Annotated in this window: 17 protein-coding genes; all 17 read left to right on the top strand. The window is 61.8% G+C overall.

Annotated elements, in window-relative coordinates; all coding sequences use genetic code 11:
• Nucleotides 1-402, top strand: coding sequence for a F0F1 ATP synthase subunit epsilon (locus tag F560_RS0116345; protein WP_019006834.1), 402 nt, complete (start codon nucleotides 1-3; stop codon nucleotides 400-402).
• Nucleotides 403-501: 99 nt separating this feature from the next.
• Complete coding sequence (locus tag F560_RS0116340; protein WP_019006833.1) at nucleotides 502-1,503, top strand: YpdA family putative bacillithiol disulfide reductase; 1,002 nt, start codon at nucleotides 502-504, stop codon at nucleotides 1,501-1,503.
• A gap of 987 nt (nucleotides 1,504-2,490) precedes the next feature.
• Complete coding sequence (locus F560_RS0116335; protein ID WP_019006832.1) at nucleotides 2,491-2,862, top strand: NADH-quinone oxidoreductase subunit A; 372 nt, start codon at nucleotides 2,491-2,493, stop codon at nucleotides 2,860-2,862.
• Nucleotides 2,847-3,365: a NuoB/complex I 20 kDa subunit family protein gene (locus F560_RS0116330; protein ID WP_019006831.1), complete on the top strand. Its 519-nt coding sequence runs from the start codon at nucleotides 2,847-2,849 to the stop codon at nucleotides 3,363-3,365. The genes F560_RS0116335 and F560_RS0116330 overlap by 16 nt, the downstream gene beginning before the upstream one ends.
• Nucleotides 3,362-4,354: an NADH-quinone oxidoreductase subunit C gene (locus tag F560_RS0116325; RefSeq protein ID WP_019006830.1), complete on the top strand. Its 993-nt coding sequence runs from the start codon at nucleotides 3,362-3,364 to the stop codon at nucleotides 4,352-4,354. Before F560_RS0116330 ends, F560_RS0116325 begins: the two co-directional genes overlap by 4 nt.
• A gap of 5 nt (nucleotides 4,355-4,359) precedes the next feature.
• Complete coding sequence (locus tag F560_RS0116320; protein ID WP_026298338.1) at nucleotides 4,360-5,460, top strand: NADH-quinone oxidoreductase subunit D; 1,101 nt, start codon at nucleotides 4,360-4,362, stop codon at nucleotides 5,458-5,460.
• Nucleotides 5,460-6,467 (top strand): NADH-quinone oxidoreductase subunit NuoH, encoded by a 1,008-nt coding sequence (gene nuoH / locus F560_RS0116315; protein ID WP_019006828.1) that lies wholly within the window; start codon nucleotides 5,460-5,462, stop codon nucleotides 6,465-6,467. The genes F560_RS0116320 and nuoH overlap by 1 nt, the downstream gene beginning before the upstream one ends.
• A gap of 13 nt (nucleotides 6,468-6,480) precedes the next feature.
• Nucleotides 6,481-6,936: an NADH-quinone oxidoreductase subunit NuoI gene (gene nuoI, locus F560_RS0116310; RefSeq protein ID WP_019006827.1), complete on the top strand. Its 456-nt coding sequence runs from the start codon at nucleotides 6,481-6,483 to the stop codon at nucleotides 6,934-6,936.
• Complete coding sequence (locus F560_RS0116305; protein ID WP_019006826.1) at nucleotides 6,937-7,461, top strand: NADH-quinone oxidoreductase subunit J; 525 nt, start codon at nucleotides 6,937-6,939, stop codon at nucleotides 7,459-7,461.
• Nucleotides 7,458-7,766, top strand: a complete 309-nt coding sequence (gene nuoK / locus F560_RS0116300) for an NADH-quinone oxidoreductase subunit NuoK (RefSeq protein WP_019006825.1) — start codon at nucleotides 7,458-7,460, stop codon at nucleotides 7,764-7,766. Before F560_RS0116305 ends, nuoK begins: the two co-directional genes overlap by 4 nt.
• Before the next feature lie 4 nt (nucleotides 7,767-7,770).
• On the top strand, nucleotides 7,771-9,657 hold the full coding sequence (gene nuoL / locus F560_RS0116295; protein WP_019006824.1) for an NADH-quinone oxidoreductase subunit L: 1,887 nt from the start codon (nucleotides 7,771-7,773) through the stop codon (nucleotides 9,655-9,657).
• 2 nt (nucleotides 9,658-9,659) lie between these two features.
• Nucleotides 9,660-11,270 carry a complex I subunit 4 family protein gene (locus F560_RS0116290; protein ID WP_019006823.1) on the top strand — a complete coding sequence of 537 codons (1,611 nt, stop codon included), beginning with the start codon at nucleotides 9,660-9,662 and terminating at the stop codon, nucleotides 11,268-11,270.
• Between the two features lie 3 nt (nucleotides 11,271-11,273).
• Nucleotides 11,274-12,815 carry an NADH-quinone oxidoreductase subunit N gene (locus tag F560_RS0116285; RefSeq protein ID WP_019006822.1) on the top strand — a complete coding sequence of 514 codons (1,542 nt, stop codon included), beginning with the start codon at nucleotides 11,274-11,276 and terminating at the stop codon, nucleotides 12,813-12,815.
• A 300-nt stretch (nucleotides 12,816-13,115) separates the two neighbouring features.
• A complete protein-coding gene (locus tag F560_RS23500; protein ID WP_019006821.1) occupies nucleotides 13,116-15,812 on the top strand; it encodes a S8 family serine peptidase in 2,697 nt (898 codons plus the stop codon).
• Nucleotides 15,813-15,830: 18 nt separating this feature from the next.
• Nucleotides 15,831-16,085 carry a DUF1146 domain-containing protein gene (locus tag F560_RS0116275; protein ID WP_019006820.1) on the top strand — a complete coding sequence of 85 codons (255 nt, stop codon included), beginning with the start codon at nucleotides 15,831-15,833 and terminating at the stop codon, nucleotides 16,083-16,085.
• Between the two features lie 229 nt (nucleotides 16,086-16,314).
• The gene (gene murA, locus F560_RS0116270; protein ID WP_019006819.1) at nucleotides 16,315-17,691 is read left to right on the top strand and encodes a UDP-N-acetylglucosamine 1-carboxyvinyltransferase; all 1,377 of its coding nucleotides are present in this window, start codon (nucleotides 16,315-16,317) and stop codon (nucleotides 17,689-17,691) included.
• Nucleotides 17,692-18,031: 340 nt separating this feature from the next.
• The coding region (locus F560_RS26625) for a transposase (protein ID WP_019006818.1) at nucleotides 18,032-18,206 on the top strand (175 nt) is incomplete at its 3' end.

Genomic DNA, 18,206 nt, shown 5'->3' with positions numbered 1-18,206 from the left:
TTGAGCACCTTACGGCTTGATATTGTGACGCCGGAACGCAAAATTTACGAGCAGGACGTCGACATGGTTATCGTTCAAGGGGTAGAAGGCGAGCTGGGCATTTTGCCGAATCACATTCCGCTCGTATCGCCTCTGAAAATTGCGGTAGCCAGAGTCAAGAAGGGCAACCAGGAAGAATGGATTGCCGTTCACGGCGGCTTCGTCGAAGTTCGTAAAGATAAAGTGGTTATTCTGGCGGAAGCGGCCGAGGTTGGCTCGGATATCGACCAATCCCGGGCGCTGCAGGCGAAAGAACGGGCCGAGCGCCGTTTGGCCAACAAGCAAGAGCAATATGATGTGAAGCGGGCGGAACTGGCGCTGCAGCGGGCGATGACCCGTCTGCAGGCTGCGTCCAAGTCATGATTTGAACGGCCATATCGAAATCGCCGGGAAGCGGAACTCTGCGGGAGGAAACGCTTCTCGGCGATTTTTCCATTTCATTCCGCAGAGGAGGGAGAGCCCGTGGAAGAAGTCGTCATCATCGGAGCAGGGCCGTGCGGGTTGTCGGCGGCGGCGGAGCTGCAGGACGTAGGGTTCGATCCGCTTGTGTTCGAAAAGGAGAACATCGTCCATTCGATTTCGTGCTACCCGATCAACATGCAGTTTTTCAGCACGCCCGAGCTGCTGGAAATTGCGGGGATTCCGTTCAATACGCCGCACGAAAAGCCGACGCGTCTCGAAGCGCTGCACTACTACCGGACGGTTGCCGAACGCCGCAACTTTCGGATCAGACGGTATGAGAAAGTAACGGAGGTCGTCAAGGAAGGCGACGCATTTCGGGTCGTATCGGTGAACAAAGTCGGCGTCCGGTCGGAGACCATGGCGCGCGCGGTCGTTGTAGCGACGGGATATTTCGATCACCCGAACCGGATTGGCATCCCGGGGGAGGATCTGCCCCATGTGAGCCATTTCTTTCGCGAGGCGCATCCGTATGCAGGCACCCGCGTCGTCGTCGTCGGGGGCAGCAACTCGGCAGTCGACGCCGCGCTGGAGCTGGAGCGGGTTGGCGCCGAGGTGACCGTCGTGTACCGCGGACCGTCGGTGTCGGCCAATATCAAGCCTTGGGTGCGGCCGGTCTTCGACAGCAAGGTGGCCAAAGGGAAAATCGAGCTGCTGCTGGAAAGCCGGGTGACGCGCATCGGACCGGCGGAGGTGGAGATCGAGTCGAATGCGGCGGGCGGCTCCGGGGCAGGACGCTTCGTCAGGCCCGCCGATTTCGTGCTGGCGATGACCGGATTCCGGCCGGATCGCGCTTTCCTGCGGTCGATGGGCGTCGACGCGCCGGATGGGACCACGCCTCCCGCGCACAACGAAGAGACGATGGAAACGAACGTGCCCGGTCTGTTCCTGGCCGGCGTGGTGTCGACCGGGCGGGACGCCAACGAGATTTTTATCGAAACCGGCCGGCTGCACGGGCGCAAAATCGCTTTGGCTTTGGCCGAGCGGAGAAAAAACGGCAAATAAACCTATTCGCATGCATGCCGACACGGCCTTTCTCAGGCTGTTCGGCATGTTTTTTTTGCGATACGCCGGCAGGAGGCCGAAGTGTCTCAGGATGACGCGGCGGCTGTTCGTTTATGAATCGCAACCGGCGTCTGTAATCGCAACCGTAATGCTGAGCAACCGTGGCTATAATCGCTAGTTCGGCTATAATCGCAACCGCGGCTGTGCGTCTATATCCCCATCATGACTCTTTAAGCAACTTGCCTTCGCTCGTCTATACGCAGCTATATTGGAAAAACTCCAATCCAATACGCCGTTCGGGCGCCGGAAGCCGGTCTATATTGGATATATCCACTCATTTGGAACGCAGAAGCCGAATCCGCACGGCTCTCGGGCCATTTCAGTGGACAAAATCCAACATACGTTCCGAAAAGAGGCGAAAGGCGCCTGCATCCTGCAAAAAATCCAATAAAGCCGTTCGGGACCAAGAAGGGTACTGACGGACTACAAGGCGGGTTAGCGTTGGTAGTGGCGGGCAAGAGAGAGGTACTGGACGGGCTACTTGACGGGTAGGCGGCGGTGGTGACGGGCAAGAGAGTACTTGACGGCTGAGCACTACCGCACGTAACCCAATCGCCCGGGGCGGTCTTCCAACCGGCTTCAAAGCGCGGATTTCCTGTCTTTTCAAGTCGAAAGGCAACGCGTGTTCGCCCGTTTTGAAGGCGGGTCTGCACGTCTGAACATGGGTTTGCCCGCTCGCCGGAAGGGGCCGCCCAACGAAGACGCTTCAGAAGCCAACCGAACACGGCCCTTAAAAACGGAAAACAAACAGGGAGGTTCACGGGCGGCGGTTGTCGTTTTTTGCGCCGGATTGCGGCCGTATGGCCCCGAAATATGAAAACGCTTTTACCATGGACGCATTTGGAAGCCTTTGTTATAATTGCTAAAGGATACGAATAGGCCGGAAGACGGACGCCAGGTCCGCTCCGCCCGTACGGAGGCGATGATGTGGAGCATTACGCCAATCAGTACGTCATGGTTACCGTTTTCCTGCTTGTGGGCATCGCGTTCCCGGTCGTCGTGCTGTGGGTGGGCAAGCGGCTTCGGCCCAGAAGCCCGACGCCGGAGAAGGAAATCGCTTACGAAAGCGGCAACGATCCGCAGGGCGACGGCCAGATCCGCTTCAACGTCCGCTATTATCTGTATGCCTTGATGTTTGTCGTATTCGATGTGGAGACCGTCTTCCTGTACCCTTGGGCCGTAGCGTATAAGAAGCTCGGTCTTTTTGCGTTGGCGGAAATGATGATCTTCATCGGGATGCTGCTGATCGGCCTGATTTATGCCTGGAGGAAGAAGGTGCTGCAGTGGAATTCGATTTAGCGAGCGTATCCCCGGAGGATATTCGGGAGCTGGAACGGAACGTCTTCATCGGCAGCCTGGAAACGCTTAAAGGCTGGGTGCGCAGCAACTCGCTTTGGCCGCTGACCTTCGGCCTGGCCTGCTGCGCCATCGAGATGATGGCGGCCGGGGCGCCCCACTACGATTTGGACCGGTTCGGCGTGATGTTCCGCACGTCGCCGCGGCAGGCCGACGTCATGATCGTCTCGGGCACGGTGACGAAAAAGATGGGTCCGCTGCTGCGGCGTCTGTACGACCAGATGCCGGAACCGAAGTGGGTCATCGCGATGGGCTCGTGCGCGACGGCGGGCGGCCCTTATGTGAAGTCTTACTCCGTCATCAAGGGCGTGGATCAGATCGTTCCCGTCGACGTCTACATTCCGGGCTGTCCGCCGAATCCGGCGGCGCTCATCTACGGCATTAACAAGCTCCAGGAAAAAATCCGCTACGAAGCCCGGACCGGAAAGCGGGTGACAAGCGGATGAGCGAAGAGGAGCGGAAACGCCCGGGCGAGCCGGAAGATGATGTTTCCGCGGCTAGCGCCGGGGAGCAGCGAACGGGGACGCTAGAAGACGGCGTTTCCGCGGCGAACATCGGAGAAAGGCGATCAGGAGCGCCGGAAGACGGGGGTTCTGCGGTGAGCGCCGGGGAAAAGCGAACGGAAGCGCCGGAAGCAGGCGCGGCTGCAACCGGCGCCGGGACGCCGCGCCCGAAAGCGGCGGAGACGGCGGCTGACGGCGCACGTACGGAACCGGCCGCTCCCGCCCGCCGCAAGGAAACGGAGGAGGAGAAGGCGGCCCGCCGCAAAGCGGCGCTGGAGGCGAGGGAAGCCGCCAAAGCCGCGAAAGCCGCCGCCGCAGCGCAAGACGCGGCCGCTCAAGCCGGCTCGCCCGGAGCGGCGCAAGCCGGTCCGCAAGCGGCCTCGCCTGGGGCCGCATCCGCTGGTCCGGCAGGCGCGGCGGCCGAAACGAATGAGCCGCCGCCGAAGCCGCCGTCGCCGAACCAGCCCCGCCTGGACCGGGCCGTGCAGCTTTTGCGCGAGCTGGTGGCGGACGACGCGGTCGAATCCGCCTCGATCAACGAGGCGAACGACCACCTGCCGACCATCGTCGTCCGGAAGGAGCGGTGGCTGCAGGCGGCTAGGCTGTTCCGCAGCCACGAGGAGCTGAACGCCAACTATCTTCGCAACGTGACGGGCGTCGATTACGAGACGCATATGGAGGTCGTCTACCACCTGCTCAGCCTGGACAGCGGCCACAACTACGCGATCAAGGTGCGCACCGATCGCGACCGGCCGTCCGTTCCGTCGGTGACGCCGGTCTGGGAAACGGCCAATTGGAACGAACGCGAGATTTACGATCTGCTCGGCATCGATTTTCCCGGCCATCCGGACCTTCGCCGCATCATGATGCCCGACGACTGGGAAGGCCATCCGCTTCGCAAAGACTACGTTCCGCTCGATCCGGAGGTGTGATGGGCGTGATTCGTACCGAAGAACTGCTGCTCAACGTCGGTCCCCAGCATCCCAGCACGCACGGCGTGTTTCGGATTATCGTGAAGCTCGACGGGGAGATCATTACGGAAGCGACGCCGGTCATGGGCTATCTGCACCGAGGGACGGAGAAGCTGGCCGAAAGCCTGAATTATACGCAAATCATCCCTTACACCGACCGGATGGACTATGTGTCCGCGATGACCAACAATTACGTGCTCGTGCATGCCGTCGAAAAAATGATGGGCCTGACGGTGCCGGAGCGGGCGGAATTTCTCCGCCTCATCGTCATGGAGCTGCAGCGGATCGCCAGCCACCTCGTCTGGTGGGGAACCTATCTGCTCGACATCGGGGCGCTGAGCCCGTTTTTGTACGCCTTCAACGACCGGGAACGAATCCTCCAATTGTTCAACGAGCTGTGCGGCGCAAGGCTGACGTACAACTACATGCGGGTGGGCGGCGTGAAATGGGATGCGCCGGAAGGCTGGATTGACAAGGTCAAGGATTTTGTCAAATCCATGTACGGCAAGTTGGACGACTACCACGCGCTGGTCAGCGGCAACGAGATTTTTCTGTCCCGGATCAAGGGGGTCGGCGCTTACGATGCGGAGACGGCCATCGCTTACGGCTTGTCGGGGGCGAATTTAAGATCGACCGGCGTCAAATGGGATTTGCGCAAAAATGAGCCGTACAGCCTGTACGATCGGTTCGAATTCGACGTGCCGGTCGGCCGCAACGGGGACTGCTACGACCGTTACGTTGTCCGGATGGAGGAAATTCGGCAAAGCCTGCGCATTCTGGAGCAGGCGCTGGAGCAGTTTCCGCCCGAAGGGGAGACGATGGGCAAGGTGCCGCGGGTCATTCGGCCGCCGGCGGGCGAAATCTACGTCCGGATCGAATCGCCGCGCGGCGAAATCGGCTGCTATATCGTCTCGACCGGCAAGGCGGAGCCGTACCGGCTCAAGTTCCGCCGGCCCTCTTTCGTCAATCTGCAAATTTTGCCCAAACTGCTCGTCGGCGAGAGCATGACGAATCTGGTGACGATACTGGGGGGCATCGACATCGTGCTCGGGGAGGTGGACTGCTGATGCAGCGCTTTTGGGACGATCCGGTCTCCTGGGAAGCGGCGGGAAGGTATGCGCTAGTGGCGCTGGCGCTTTTGGCCGTCGTCATCGTGTTCGTCACGTACGCCATCTATTTCGAACGCAAGGTCATCGGCTGGATGCAATTCAGGCAAGGGCCGAACCGCACCGGCCCGCTGGGCCTGCTGCAAACGGTCGCGGACGTTGCGAAGCTGCTCGTCAAGGAAGACACCATCCCCGCCAAAGCCGACAAAGCGCTGTTCGTGCTCGCGCCCGCGCTCGCCTTCATTCCTTCGTTTACGGTGCTGGCGGTCATTCCCTACGGACTGAACCTTCCATTCGCCGACCTGAACGTCGGCTTCCTGTACTACGTCGCGCTGTCCGGCGTGACGACGATCGCCATCGTCATCGCAGGCTGGGCCTCCAACAACAAATACGCGCTGCTTGGCGGCATGCGCTCGGCCGCCCAAATGATCAGCTACGAGGTGCCGCTCGTCCTCTCGGTCGTCGGCGTGGCCATGCTGACGGAGAGCCTGAATCTGCGGGATATCGTCCTGCGCCAGGAAGGGTACTTCTGGCACTGGAACGTGTTTCCGCAAATCATCGGCTTCGCCGTGTTCGTCGTGGCGGCCGTGTCCGAGCTGAACCGAACGCCCTTCGATCTGCCGGAGGCGGAATCGGAGCTGGTCGCCGGCTATCATGTCGAGTACAGCGGCTTCCGGTTCGCCTTCTTCATGCTGGCGGAGTACGTTTACATCTATGCCATTGCCTGCCTGACCACGATTTTGTTTCTCGGCGGCTGGAATGCGCCTTTTCCGCAGCTTGATTTTATCCCCGGACTGGTCTGGTTTGCGTTCAAGTTTGCGTTGATTGTGTTTTCCCTGTTCTGGATCCGCGCCACGCTGCCGCGGCTCAGGGTCGACCAGCTGATGGGCCTCGCCTGGAAGGCGCTGCTCCCGCTGGCGCTTGCGAACATTTTGCTGACGGCGCTTGGAATCGAATGGTTGGGCTGAGGAGGCTGGCGACATGAAAGGCAAAGGCATCGTCAAAGGGCTCGGCGTGACGCTGAAGACGCTCGGAACCCCCAAAGTGACATACCCCTATCCGGACGTTCCGATCGAAATGCCGGACCGGTTCCGCGGCATCCAGTACTTCGAGCCGGACCTGTGCATCGTGTGCAACCAGTGCGCCCGGATTTGCCCGACGGACTGCATTACGCTGACGGGCAAGCCGAATCCGGACCCGGAGAAAAAAGGCAAGGTCATCGACACGTTCGACATCAATTTCGAAATCTGCATTCTGTGCGATCTCTGTACCGAGGTATGCCCGACGGAAGCGATCGTCATGACGAACAATTTCGAGCTGGCGGCGTATAGCCGCGACGAGCTGTTCAAGGACCGCGACTGGCTTTACGCAAACAACCGCAATATCCGCAAGGACAACAACAACATCGGCGCTCCGCAGAGAGGGGGCGGCAAGTAGGTGTTCCCGTTCAACCTGAACCCGACCGGCGAGTTTTTCGCGTTTTTCGCGCTTGCCGTCTGCGCGATCACCGGCGCGGTGATGGCGCTGAGCTTGGCCAAAGTGGTGCATACGGCGCTTTCGCTGGCCTTCACGTTCGTCTCGCTTGCAGGGCTGTTCATTCTTCTGGGGGCGGAATTCGTCGCCTTCGTGCAGGTGCTGATCTACGTCGGCGCGGTGACGATTTTGATGATTTTCGGAATCATGATGACCAAGCACCGGGACGAGGAGCGGGAGCGTGGAAGGCCGCTGCTTGAGACGCTGGCGGCCGTCTTCTGCCTGTGCCTGTTCGGCATTCTGTTCTTTGCGATACGCAGCGCGGGCTTTCCCGTCCCCGAGACGGCGCTGCCGGCGGACAATACGACGGAGATCGGTACGCTGCTGTTCACGAAATACGCCGTTCCGTTCGAACTGGTCTCGGTGCTGCTGACCGCCGCCTTCATCGGCGCCGTGGCGCTGGCCAAAAGGGAGGAGGAACCGGCATGAGCATGCTCGCGTCCTATCTAACGCTGGCCGCCGTCCTGTTCTGCATCGGACTGTACGGCGTGCTGACCAAGCGCAACGCCGTCGTCGTCCTGCTGTGCATCGAGCTGATGCTGGGCGCGGTCAACCTCAACCTGATCGCCTTTGCCAAATACGGCGTCGTTCCTTCGCTGGCCGGGCAGATTTTCTCCCTGTTCGCCATCACGGTCGCCGCCGCGGAGGCCGCCGTCGGCATCGCGGTGCTGATCGTGCTGTACCGGAGCCGGGCGACGGTGAACGTGGACGAATACGACAGGCTGGGGAGGTGAGGGGATGCGGACGGTTTTCTCGCAATACGCCTGGCTGGCGCCGTTGTTCCCGCTGGCGGCGTTCGTCGTGTTGACGGAGCTAAACCGTAGCCTGAAGCGGACGGGAGCCTTCATCGCGATCGTTGCCTCGCTCGCCTCGCTGGCGCTGTCGCTTCTCATCGCCTTCGAGCGGATCGGAACCGGCGCCGAGGATTACAGCGGCGGGTTCGCCTGGCTGACGATCGGGTCCGTGACGCTGTCCGCAGGCTTCGAAGTGACGAACCTGACCGCGCTGATGCTCGTGATCGTGTCGCTGGTCGCTTTTCTCGTGAATCTTTACTCGCTCGGCTACATGCGGGACGACGAGCGGAAATCGGTGTTTTACGCCTACCTGTCGCTGTTCGCCTGCTCCATGCTCGGGCTTGTTCTGGCCGACAATCTGCTGCTGCTTTACATAGGCTGGGAGCTCGTCGGCGTCTGCTCGTTTCTTCTGATCGGCTTCTGGTTCCATAAGCCGGAAGCGAGAGCGGCGGCGAAAAAAGCGTTCATCGTCACCCGCGTCGGCGACCTCGGCCTGTTGATCGCGATTCTGCTGCTGTTTCGGTACATGCCGGGCCATGCGCTCGATTTCGTCAGCCTGCACAACGTGTTCGATTCCCAGGCCGGCGTCATTTCCACCAGCATCACGACGGCGATCGCGCTGCTCCTGTTTCTCGGGGCGGTCGGCAAATCCGGCCAGTTTCCGCTGCACGTATGGCTCCCGGACGCGATGGAAGGACCGACGCCGGTCAGCGCCCTGATCCATGCGGCTACGATGGTGGCTGCGGGGGTTTTTCTCGTTGCGCGGACGTACGACATTTTCGAAGCGTCGGCGGTCGCCCTGGACACGGTCGCCTATATCGGCGCGTTTACGGCCCTGTTGGCGGCAACCGCCGCGCTAAAGCAAAACGACATCAAACGGGTGCTCGCCTACTCGACGGTCAGCCAGCTCGGCTACATGATGCTCGCGCTCGGCTCCGGCTCCTGGACGGCGGCGGTGTTCCACCTGTTTACGCACGCGTTCTTCAAGGCGCTGCTGTTTCTCGGGGCGGGCAACGTCATCCATGCGCTGCATACGCAGGACCTGCGGCAGATGGGGGGCCTGGGCCGGCGGATGAAAACGACCGCCTGGACGTTCGGGGCGGGCGTTCTGGCGCTGTCGGGCGTCCCTCCGCTCGCGGGCTTCTGGTCCAAAGACGCCGTGCTGGCGGCGGCGTTCGAGCGCCATCCCTTGCTGTTTGCGGCCGGGATCGTCACCGCCTGCTTCACCGCGCTGTATATGGCGCGATTGTTTATCCTCGCGTTCTGGGGCCGGCCGCGGGGCGACGCCGCCTTGGCCGCGCGCGCGAAGGAAGCTCCGGCCGTCATGACGGCGCCGCTGCTCGTACTGGCCGCGTTGTCCGTCGCCGCGGGATTCGTGCAGACGCCCTTCGGCTCCTGGCTCGGCGCCTGGCTGAGCGGCGAGGCGATTCCGGAGCAGGCGGAGAGCGTTCCGGTCATGGCCGCATCGGCGGCGGCCGGCTTGCTGGGGCTTTATTTGGGCTGGCTCCTGTACGGCAAAGGCGCGCCGAAAGGCGGCGGAGCCGGGCAGACGAGGCCCTGGCCCTGGCTCGTGCGCCTGATCGAGCGCGAATATTACCTCAACGAGGCGTACGGGTATTTGTTCGTGAAGCCGCTGCAGGGCTTGGGCCGCGCGCTTCGGCTGTTCGACGGCGCCGTCGTCGGCGGAGCCGGCCGGCTCGCCGCCGGCGCCGTTCAGGCGCTCGGCCGGCTTAACTCCCGGCTGCTGAGCGGCCAGCTGCAAACCTACGGTCTCGCCGCCGTCATCGCCGCCGTCGTCCTGATGCTGGCGATCGCGGGAAGGAGGTTCTAGTGATGCCGGACAACGTGCCGATTTTGTCGTTCATCGTGCTGATCCCGCTCGCCGGCGCGCTGATGCTTCTTCTGCTGCCGAAAGACAGGGGGCGGCTGGCCCGGATTTCGGCGATTGTGTTCACGGGGCTGTCCTTGCTCTTCGCCGTTTGGCTGTACGCGGACTACCAGCCGGCGTTCGGCGGGGCCAAATACGAGGAGCGCGCCGCTTGGCTGTCGATCCCGCTGAACCTGGAAGCGGGCCTGAGGGATCAGGGCGTCGTCTCATACCGGCTGGCCTTCGATTACCATCTGGGCGTCGACGGCATCTCGCTGCCGCTCGTGCTGCTGACGGGCGCCGTGTCGCTTATGGCCGCGCTCGGCTCGGTGCACATCCGCAAGCGCCGCAAAGCGTATTATGCGCTGCTTCTTCTGCTGCAAACGGGCATGTACGGCGTGTTTCTCGCGCGCGATGCGGGACTGTTTTTTATTTTTTTCGAGCTGACGCTGATTCCGATGTTTTTTCTGATCGGCATTTGGGGGGATTACGGCCGGGAAAAAGCGGCGAACCGCTTCCTCGTCTACAACGGGCTGGGCTCGGCGGTTATGCTGCTGGCCTTTCTGCTGCTGGTCGCCACGCTGGGCTTTCGCGCCGACGAGACGGCGGACGGCACGATCCTGACGTACAGCGGCAATTATGACGTCATGCTCGCCAATCTGTCCGATCCGAACGCGGCGGCAAACGCCGGCGGCGCGCTGTCTTTTACCGGCGGCCTGAAGTGGAGCGTCTTTGTGCTGCTGCTTGTCGCGTTCGGCATCAAAGTGCCGATCTTTCCGCTTCATGCGTGGATGCTGCGGGTTCATGCGGAAGCCCCGCCGCCGGTCGTGATGATTCATGCCGGGGTGCTGCTGAAAATGGGCGTATACGGGCTGATCCGCTTTGCGGGCTTTCTCCTGCCGGCGCAGTTGGAAGCCGCGGCGCCCGCGATCGCCGCGCTCGGCGTGATCAACGTCTTGTACGGAGCGATCCTCGCCTGCGTGCAGAAGGAGTTCAAGCTGGTGCTGGCCTATTCCAGCATCAGCCACATGGGCATCGTCCTGCTCGGCCTCGCCTCGCTAAGCGAGATCGGCTTCGCCGGGGCGCTGTTCCAATCGGTTTCGCACGGGCTGATCTCGGCGCTCCTGTTCCTTGTCGTAGGCAGCCTGCAGGAGCGGACGGGCACGACGCGGCTTACGGAGCTTGGCGGGCTTGCGCGCAGCCTGCCGTTCACGTCCGGCATTTTGCTGACGGCGGGGCTGGCGGCTTTGGGATTGCCGGGCTTGTCCGGCTTTGTCGGCGAGCTTCTGGCTTTTCTCGGCCTGTTCGCCACGATGCGCTGGCCGACCGTTCTCGGCGTGCTTGGCGTGCTGCTTGCCGCCGTCTACGTTCTGCGCAGCGTGCTGGCGATCGCGTATGGTCCGCTGCCGGCGCGGTTTGCCGGCTTGAAGGAAGCCCGGTTTACCGAGGCGCTGCCGATGGTGGCGCTCACCGGACTGATCGTCCTGCTCGGCGTGTATCCGTCGCTTTTGACCGATCTGATGGAGCATGGGTTTGCCGGGCTGCTCAGGGAACTTCAGACGAGGGCGGGGGGCTGACCGATGATCGTTTTTCACACGTTGACCTGGAGCGACGCCTGGTACCTTGCCCCTGAGCTTGCGCTTGTCGGCTTTGCCCTGGCGCTGGCCGTATTGGATCTCATGCTGCCCGACCGGGTGAACCGGGACTGGATCGGTTGGGGGACGCTGCTCGGGCTTGCGGTCGCGGCTTTGTTCGTCAGCTGGCACATTTGCGATCTTCGCCGGTCGGAGCTGGCCGGGGAGCCTGCCGTGCGCGACTTGCTGTACGGCAGTTACCTGATCGACGACTTCGGCAATCTGCTGAAGCTTGCGTTTCTCGGCGCGACGGCTCTGATCGTGCTGGCTTCGCTGGGCACCATCCGCAAAGACGAAATTCCGATCAAAGGGGAGTTCTATTATCTTGTGCTCCCGGCTGTAACCGGCGCAATGATGATGGCCTCCTCGGGCGATTTGATCACGCTGTTTGTCGGTTTGGAGCTGCTCGGCGTCTCCTCCTACGCGCTCGTGGGCGCGCGCAAAAGGAGCGGGCTTGCGGGCGAAGCCGCCTTCAAATACGTCGTGACGGGCGGAACCGCCTCGGCTTTTATCCTGTACGGCATGTCGTTCTTGTACGGCGTGACCGGCTCGACGGGATTGGCCGGCATCTCCCGCGGATTGGAACAAGCGGTTGCGGACTACCGGGCGCTGGTTTACGTCGCCTTCTTTCTGATGATCGTCGGGTTCGCGCTCAAGCTCGCTTTGGCGCCGTTCCATGCCTGGGCTCCGGACGTTTACGAGGGCGCCCCGACGCCGGTGACGTCATTTCTGGCCGTCGTGGCGAAAGGGGCGGCGTTTGCCATGCTGTACCGGATTTTCGTCAGAACGGTCTTTCTTGCGGATGCGGAAGCGGCCGCATTGCGCGAAGACGTCTCGCTGGCGCTGGCCGCGCTGGCGGCCGCGGCGATCGCGGTCGGCACGGCCGGGGCGCTGCGCCAGCGGAACGCCAAGCGGCTGCTAGCCTTGTCCGGCGTCGCCAACGCGGGTATTCTGCTTGTGCCGCTGGCGCTGGACACGACGATTTTGCACGCGTCCTTTTTTCCGGAGTTTCTGTATTACCTGCTGGCCTACGCGTTTATGAACGTCGGGGCGTTCGCGGTGCTGACCGTCGTCTCCCGCGCTTCGGGGAAGGAAGAGCTGTCCGCCTTCGCGGGGCTGTACCATCGCGCTCCCTGGACGGCGGGGGCGATGACGGTGCTGCTGTGCTCGCTGGCGGGTCTGCCGGTTACGGGCGGATTTTTCGGCAAGCTGTTCATCCTGTTCGGGACGGTGCAGACCAAAGCGTACTGGCTGGGCGCTTTCATGCTGGCCGCGACCGCCGTATCCTACTACGTCTACTTTAAAATCATCCGCCAGATGTACATGCGCGCGGGCGCAGAGGAGCCTGCCGTGCGCGTGCCGGTGCCGGCGGGCATCGTCATCTGGCTGTGCGCGGCGGCGACGCTTGCGCTCGGCGTGCTGCCGAGGCCGGTGCTGGATTGGATCGACGGCCTATTCTCGATCGGGGCGGATATGCTGACGGGCTGATGCGGCGGGGTAAAGTTTTTTCGGTGCGTGGATTGAACCTGTTTTGGAAGTGCGGACAAGGAATCGGGCGGCTTGCGGCTAGCCCGGTTTTTTTGTTTTGGGGACGCCCGATGATCGCAAATCACGACAAAAGTCCCGATTTTTCGATGCGTGCAGGGAAACGTTGGGCGGTATCGAACATAGTAATTTGGCAGGATTTGCGTTGCGAGGCCGATCGGCCTTGTCGGCGACTATGCGGAAATTTGATATTCCGCGCACAACCGCGCACAACCAGATCTAAAGACAAAGGTGCGGACGGCCATGATCTTTCGAATGTTCCGAATGACAAGAGATAAACGAAAAGAACGGAGCGCAACGCGCACGGTTGCGGGATGGGTTGGCTGCGCGCTGGTGGCGGGCGGAGCGCTGTTTGGCGCGGCAGCGGGGTTCCCGGAGGCCTCGGCAGGCTCGCCCGGAACCGAACAAGCGGGCATTGCCGCAAAAGGGGTCGCCGACGTACCGAATGCGGATGTTCGATCCGAATCTTTTAGAGTGGTTCAATCCGGAGCGGCTCAAGCCGCCGGGTCCGATTTTGCGGAGACGATCGGCGTTCCGAAAGCCTGGCGACTGCTTCAGCGCGACGCCGAAGGCACGATCGCGATTGTCGATACGGGCGTGGACCTGAAGAATCCCGAGCTGGCTCCGTATTTGACCGAGGGCGTCAACCTCGTCAACGAGCGCAAGCCGCCGCAGGACGACAACGGGCACGGGACCGCGGTGGCGGGCATTATTGCCAGGTTTGCGGAAGCAGGCCGAAACGAGTCCGCCAAAGCCTCCTGGAATATGAAAATCATGCCCGTCAAGGCGCTCGACCGGAACGGGTCGGGCGACGAGACGAAGCTGATCCGCGGCATCCGCTATGCGGTCGATCATGGGGCCGACATTGTCGTGCTTTCTTTGGGCTTGCAGCGGGATATTCCCGAAATGAGAGAGGCGGCCGCCTACGCCGAGTCCAAGGGCGTGCTTCTGGTGGCCGCCAGCGGCAACGACGCCGAACAATACGGAGAGAAAGCGGCGGTATCCTATCCGGCGGCTTATCCGACCGTGCTGGCCGTAGCCGGAACCGACGGCAAAAGGCACGAGTCGGCTTCAACCGCGGGGCCGGAGGTCGACCTGTCGGCGGTGTGGCGCGTGGAGGCGCTGCAGCCGGGCGGCGGCGTGACGGTCATGGAGGGCACCTCGATGGCGGCGCCCCAGGTGGCGGGTGTCGCGGCCATGCTGCGCGCGGCCCATCCGGACTGGACGCCGGCCCGGATTCGGGAGACGCTCCGGCGGACGGCGCAGGACATCGGGGCGAAAGGATGGGACCGGGAAACCGGATACGGGCTTGTGCGGGCGGATGCGGCGCTTGCCGCGGACGACGCGGAGGACTGGCGCGAGCCGAACGACGCGAAAGGGACGGCGTCCGTCTTTCCGGTCGGTTCGGAAATTTCGGCGGCCTGGTCCGGCCGTGCGGACAACGATTGGTACGCGGTGGACGTTCCTTACAGCGGAACGCTCGAGATTGCGTTCGAAAGCGAAGCGGCCCGTGCTTCTTCCAGCCTGCGGCTGTATCCGGCCGATTCGGCCAAGGCGGTAGCTCCCGGCGTTTCCGGCGTTTCCGCCATGCAGTGGCCCGTCGCCAAAGGAACGTATTATCTGCTCGCTTCGCCGTCCGATCCGGCGGACAGCCTCCGGCGGTACCGCATGGTGTCGGGATTCCGCATGGCGCCGGATGCGATGGAGCCGAACGGCTCGATGCTGACGGCTTATACGCTTCCGCCCCGCAGCCAGCGGTGGACGGGAACGTTTCACGAGAAGGGCGACGAAGATTGGACCGTAGTGGATTTGCCCAAACCGGGCACTCTAAAGATTAAAGCGAGCACGGACACAACCCGGATCGATCTCGCCGTCACGGTGCAAAAGGCCGGCAAATCGCCCCAAGAGAGGGACGTCAACGGCAACGGCGACGGCGAAGAGCTAACGATACCGAATGCGGAAGGGAAATATTACATAAACATCCGTAACGCCATTTCAGGCAAGCCCGAACCTGTCATCGGGACGTATACGGTCGATCTGGAATATATTATCCCTAACGAAGATCCCAACGAACCGAACGACAGCGCGCTTACCGCAACGCCGCTCGTCCTGAATGCGAAGGAGGCGCGCAAAGGATTGTTCGGAACCAAGGGAGATGTGGACTGGTACAAATTCGAGGTCCGCGAGCGTTCCGTCGTGCGCCTGCAGCTTGACCAACTTCCCGATGCCGCATCGGTGACGATGAAGCTGACGGACAAAAAGCTTTCGCCGATCGGCACGTGGAGCAATCGCGACGGGACCTCCTCCATTCGCGCCGAAAGGGTTACGGAGCCCGGCACGTATTACGTGGCGCTTGCCGCCGACGGCGCATACCGCGATTCGTTCTATCGGCTGGCTGTGCAGAGCGAACCCGCAAGTTCGATTTACCTGGATACCGCGGGGCATTGGGCGGAGCAACAGATCGCGGCGGTCTCGAAAGCGGGCTGGATGTCCGGTTACGTCGACGGCACGTTCCGGCCGAATCGCCAGTTGACCCGTGCCGAAGCGACGGCGATCGCGGTTCGCGCGTTCAAGCCTGAGGAAAGCCGGAAGGCGGCCTCCAGGTTTGCCGATTTGAACAAAGGCAACTGGGCGTATGGCGCCATCGTGCAGGCGGATTCGGCGGGCTGGCTTGGCTGGGCCGCAGGCCGGAAGTTCGAGCCCGACCGGTACATTACGCGCGCGGAAGCGGTCGTTCTGTTCGCCCGGGCGGCAGGGCTTGCCGAACCCTCGTCCCCGAAACGGCCGTTCGCCGATTTGCCGCCGAACCATTTTGCGGCTGCGGCCGCGGAAGCGCTTGTGCAAAAAGGCTGGCTGTCCGGGTTCCCGGACGGCACGTTCCGGCCCGACCGGCCCGTCAGCCGGGCGGAGTGGGCAGCCTTGATGGCAAGACTTCTGTGACAGGGAGGCTAACCCGTTATGGACGCGACCAACGCATTTTATTCGATTGGCTGGAACGGGTTGTTTTCGATTTTCGTGACGCTCGGCTTGATTGCGGTATCGTGGTTTTTGCTGCGGGAGGTGCGGTGGGAGCAGTGGTTCCGGCATCCGCAAAGCCCTCGCGCGCGCGTGCTGCAGTTAATCGTTGCCGTCATCGTCGGACATCTGCTGGCCCGTTTTGTTTTGGATTACTGGAGCTGGACGGAATCGCTGAAGTGGCTGTTCCGGTCTTGAAGCGAACGACCCTTTGGCCCGCATAACGGCCATCTGGAATGACCACACTGAATAATACGTCGAAATAGGATTCGAACGGGGCAGAACCCTGGCGAATCCGCGGACTTCCTGGCATCATTTGCCGCTTGTGCCGCTTGCATCGGCAATGGTATTATGGAGATTGGGTTTTTTGGACTTCTACCAACATGAACCATTCTGAACGATTCTATAACCCGCGGAGGGACCACCCATGAGTAAAATCATCGTCCGCGGCGGCCGTCCCCTTAAGGGAACGGTTCGCGTGCACGGCGCTAAAAATTCTGTCCTGCCGATCCTGGCCGCTTCCTTGCTTGCGGAACAGGGTTCTTGCGTCATTCATGACGTGCCCGTTTTGGACGATGTTGCCAACATCCTGCAAGTGCTCGGAGCTCTGGGGGTTCACGCGAAGCAAAACAACGGCAGCGTGCAGTTGCGCGCCGAACGGCTGTCCTCTTACGATGCGCCTTACGATCTGGTTCGGAAAATGAGAGCCTCTTTCCTGGTGATGGGCCCGCTGCTTGCCCGCCTCGGACGCGTCCGGATTTCGTTGCCCGGCGGCTGCGCCATCGGCACGCGGCCGATCGACCAGCATCTGAAGGGATTCGAGGCGATGGGCGCCGAGATCGGTTTCGGTCAAGGCTCGATCGAGGCCAAGGTGGACGGCAAGCTGAAAGGCGCGAAAATTTATCTGGATATCCCAAGCGTCGGCGCTACGGAAAACATCATGATGGCCGCGGCCACCGCATCGGGCACGACGGTCATCGAGAATGCCGCCAAGGAGCCGGAAATCGTCGACTTGGCGAATTTCCTGAACGCGATGGGCGCCAAGGTTCGCGGAGCCGGGACCGGCGTCATCCGCATCGAAGGCGTTGAAAAGCTGACTGGAGTCGAATATTCCGTCATTCCCGATCGGGTGGAAGCCGGCACGTACATGATTGCGGCGGCCATCACGGGAGGAGACGTTTATGTGGAGGGCGCGATTCGCGATCACCTCGGTCCGATCGTCGCCAAGCTTGAAGAGATGGGCGCAACCGTCGAAAGCGACGAGAACGGCATTCGCGTCGCGGCGAGGCATCCGCTGCGGGCGGTTGACGTCAAAACGCTGCCTTACCCGGGCTTCCCCACCGACATGCAGGCGCAGATGATGGCGCTGCTGTTGGTGGCCGAAGGCACGAGCATCGTGACCGAAACGGTGTTCGAGAACCGCTTCATGCATGTCGAAGAACTGGTCAAAATGGGCGCCGATATCAAAGTGGAAGGCCGCACCGCGATCGTGAAGGGCGGCGCGAAGCTCGTAGGGGCAAAGGTGTGCGCAACCGACCTGCGCGCCGGCGCGGCGCTGATCTGTGCGGGGCTTGCGGCGGAAGGCGTCACGGAAGTGAGCGGCGTCCATCATATCGATCGCGGTTATATGGACATCGTCGGCAAGCTGGCTTCCCTGGGCGCGGATATTTACCGGGCCCCATCCTCGAAAGAAGTGGCGGAGCAAGCGGCGGAGCAAGTGTCGCGCCGCCCGGCTGCGGTGTACGCCAAGGAAGAGCGCGCGGCGGAAGTGCCGTTGATTCACGTACAGCCGACGTTGGCTTAAACGGCGTCGGATGGCGTCGGCCTGCCGTCTGACCGCTTGCTTCGCGTCCGGCAACGTCCTTATTCATTCGATAACGATCTTTGCGGCTCTTGCCGATGCCTTGACTCTCCGAACGGGAGCCGGTATCGGCAGGAGCCATTTTGGTTTTCCGGTTCGGACGCAAGCGCGTTCGTCCGGGACCGACCGACCCCAGTTCCGTTATAGGGTCAAAAAACGGCTGAAATCCAGGAAATCCGGACACTGATTCCGTTATTCAAGCAAAATTGCATGTAGACTAAAAAGTGGACACGCCGTAGTAGCGGCCCGTACAATATAACCAACCAAAAGGTCGAGGTGTGTCATGGGGGATATCCGTCAACATTTTGACGACGAGTTTAAACGTCAAACCGTTAAGCACATGCAAGAAAGCGGCAAAACCCCGGCTGAAGTATCCAAGGAGCTGGACATCCCGGTAAGAAGTATTCGGGCTTGGAGAAGGCAGTTTGCTCCCACCGGTGAGAAATCCCAATTGTTTG

This window comes from Cohnella laeviribosi DSM 21336, assembly GCF_000378425.1.
In the GTDB taxonomy this organism is placed as follows: domain Bacteria; phylum Bacillota; class Bacilli; order Paenibacillales; family Paenibacillaceae; genus Cohnella; species Cohnella laeviribosi.
Note: the sequence above shows the minus strand (reverse complement) of the source record. Positions and strands in the feature narration are given on the sequence as shown.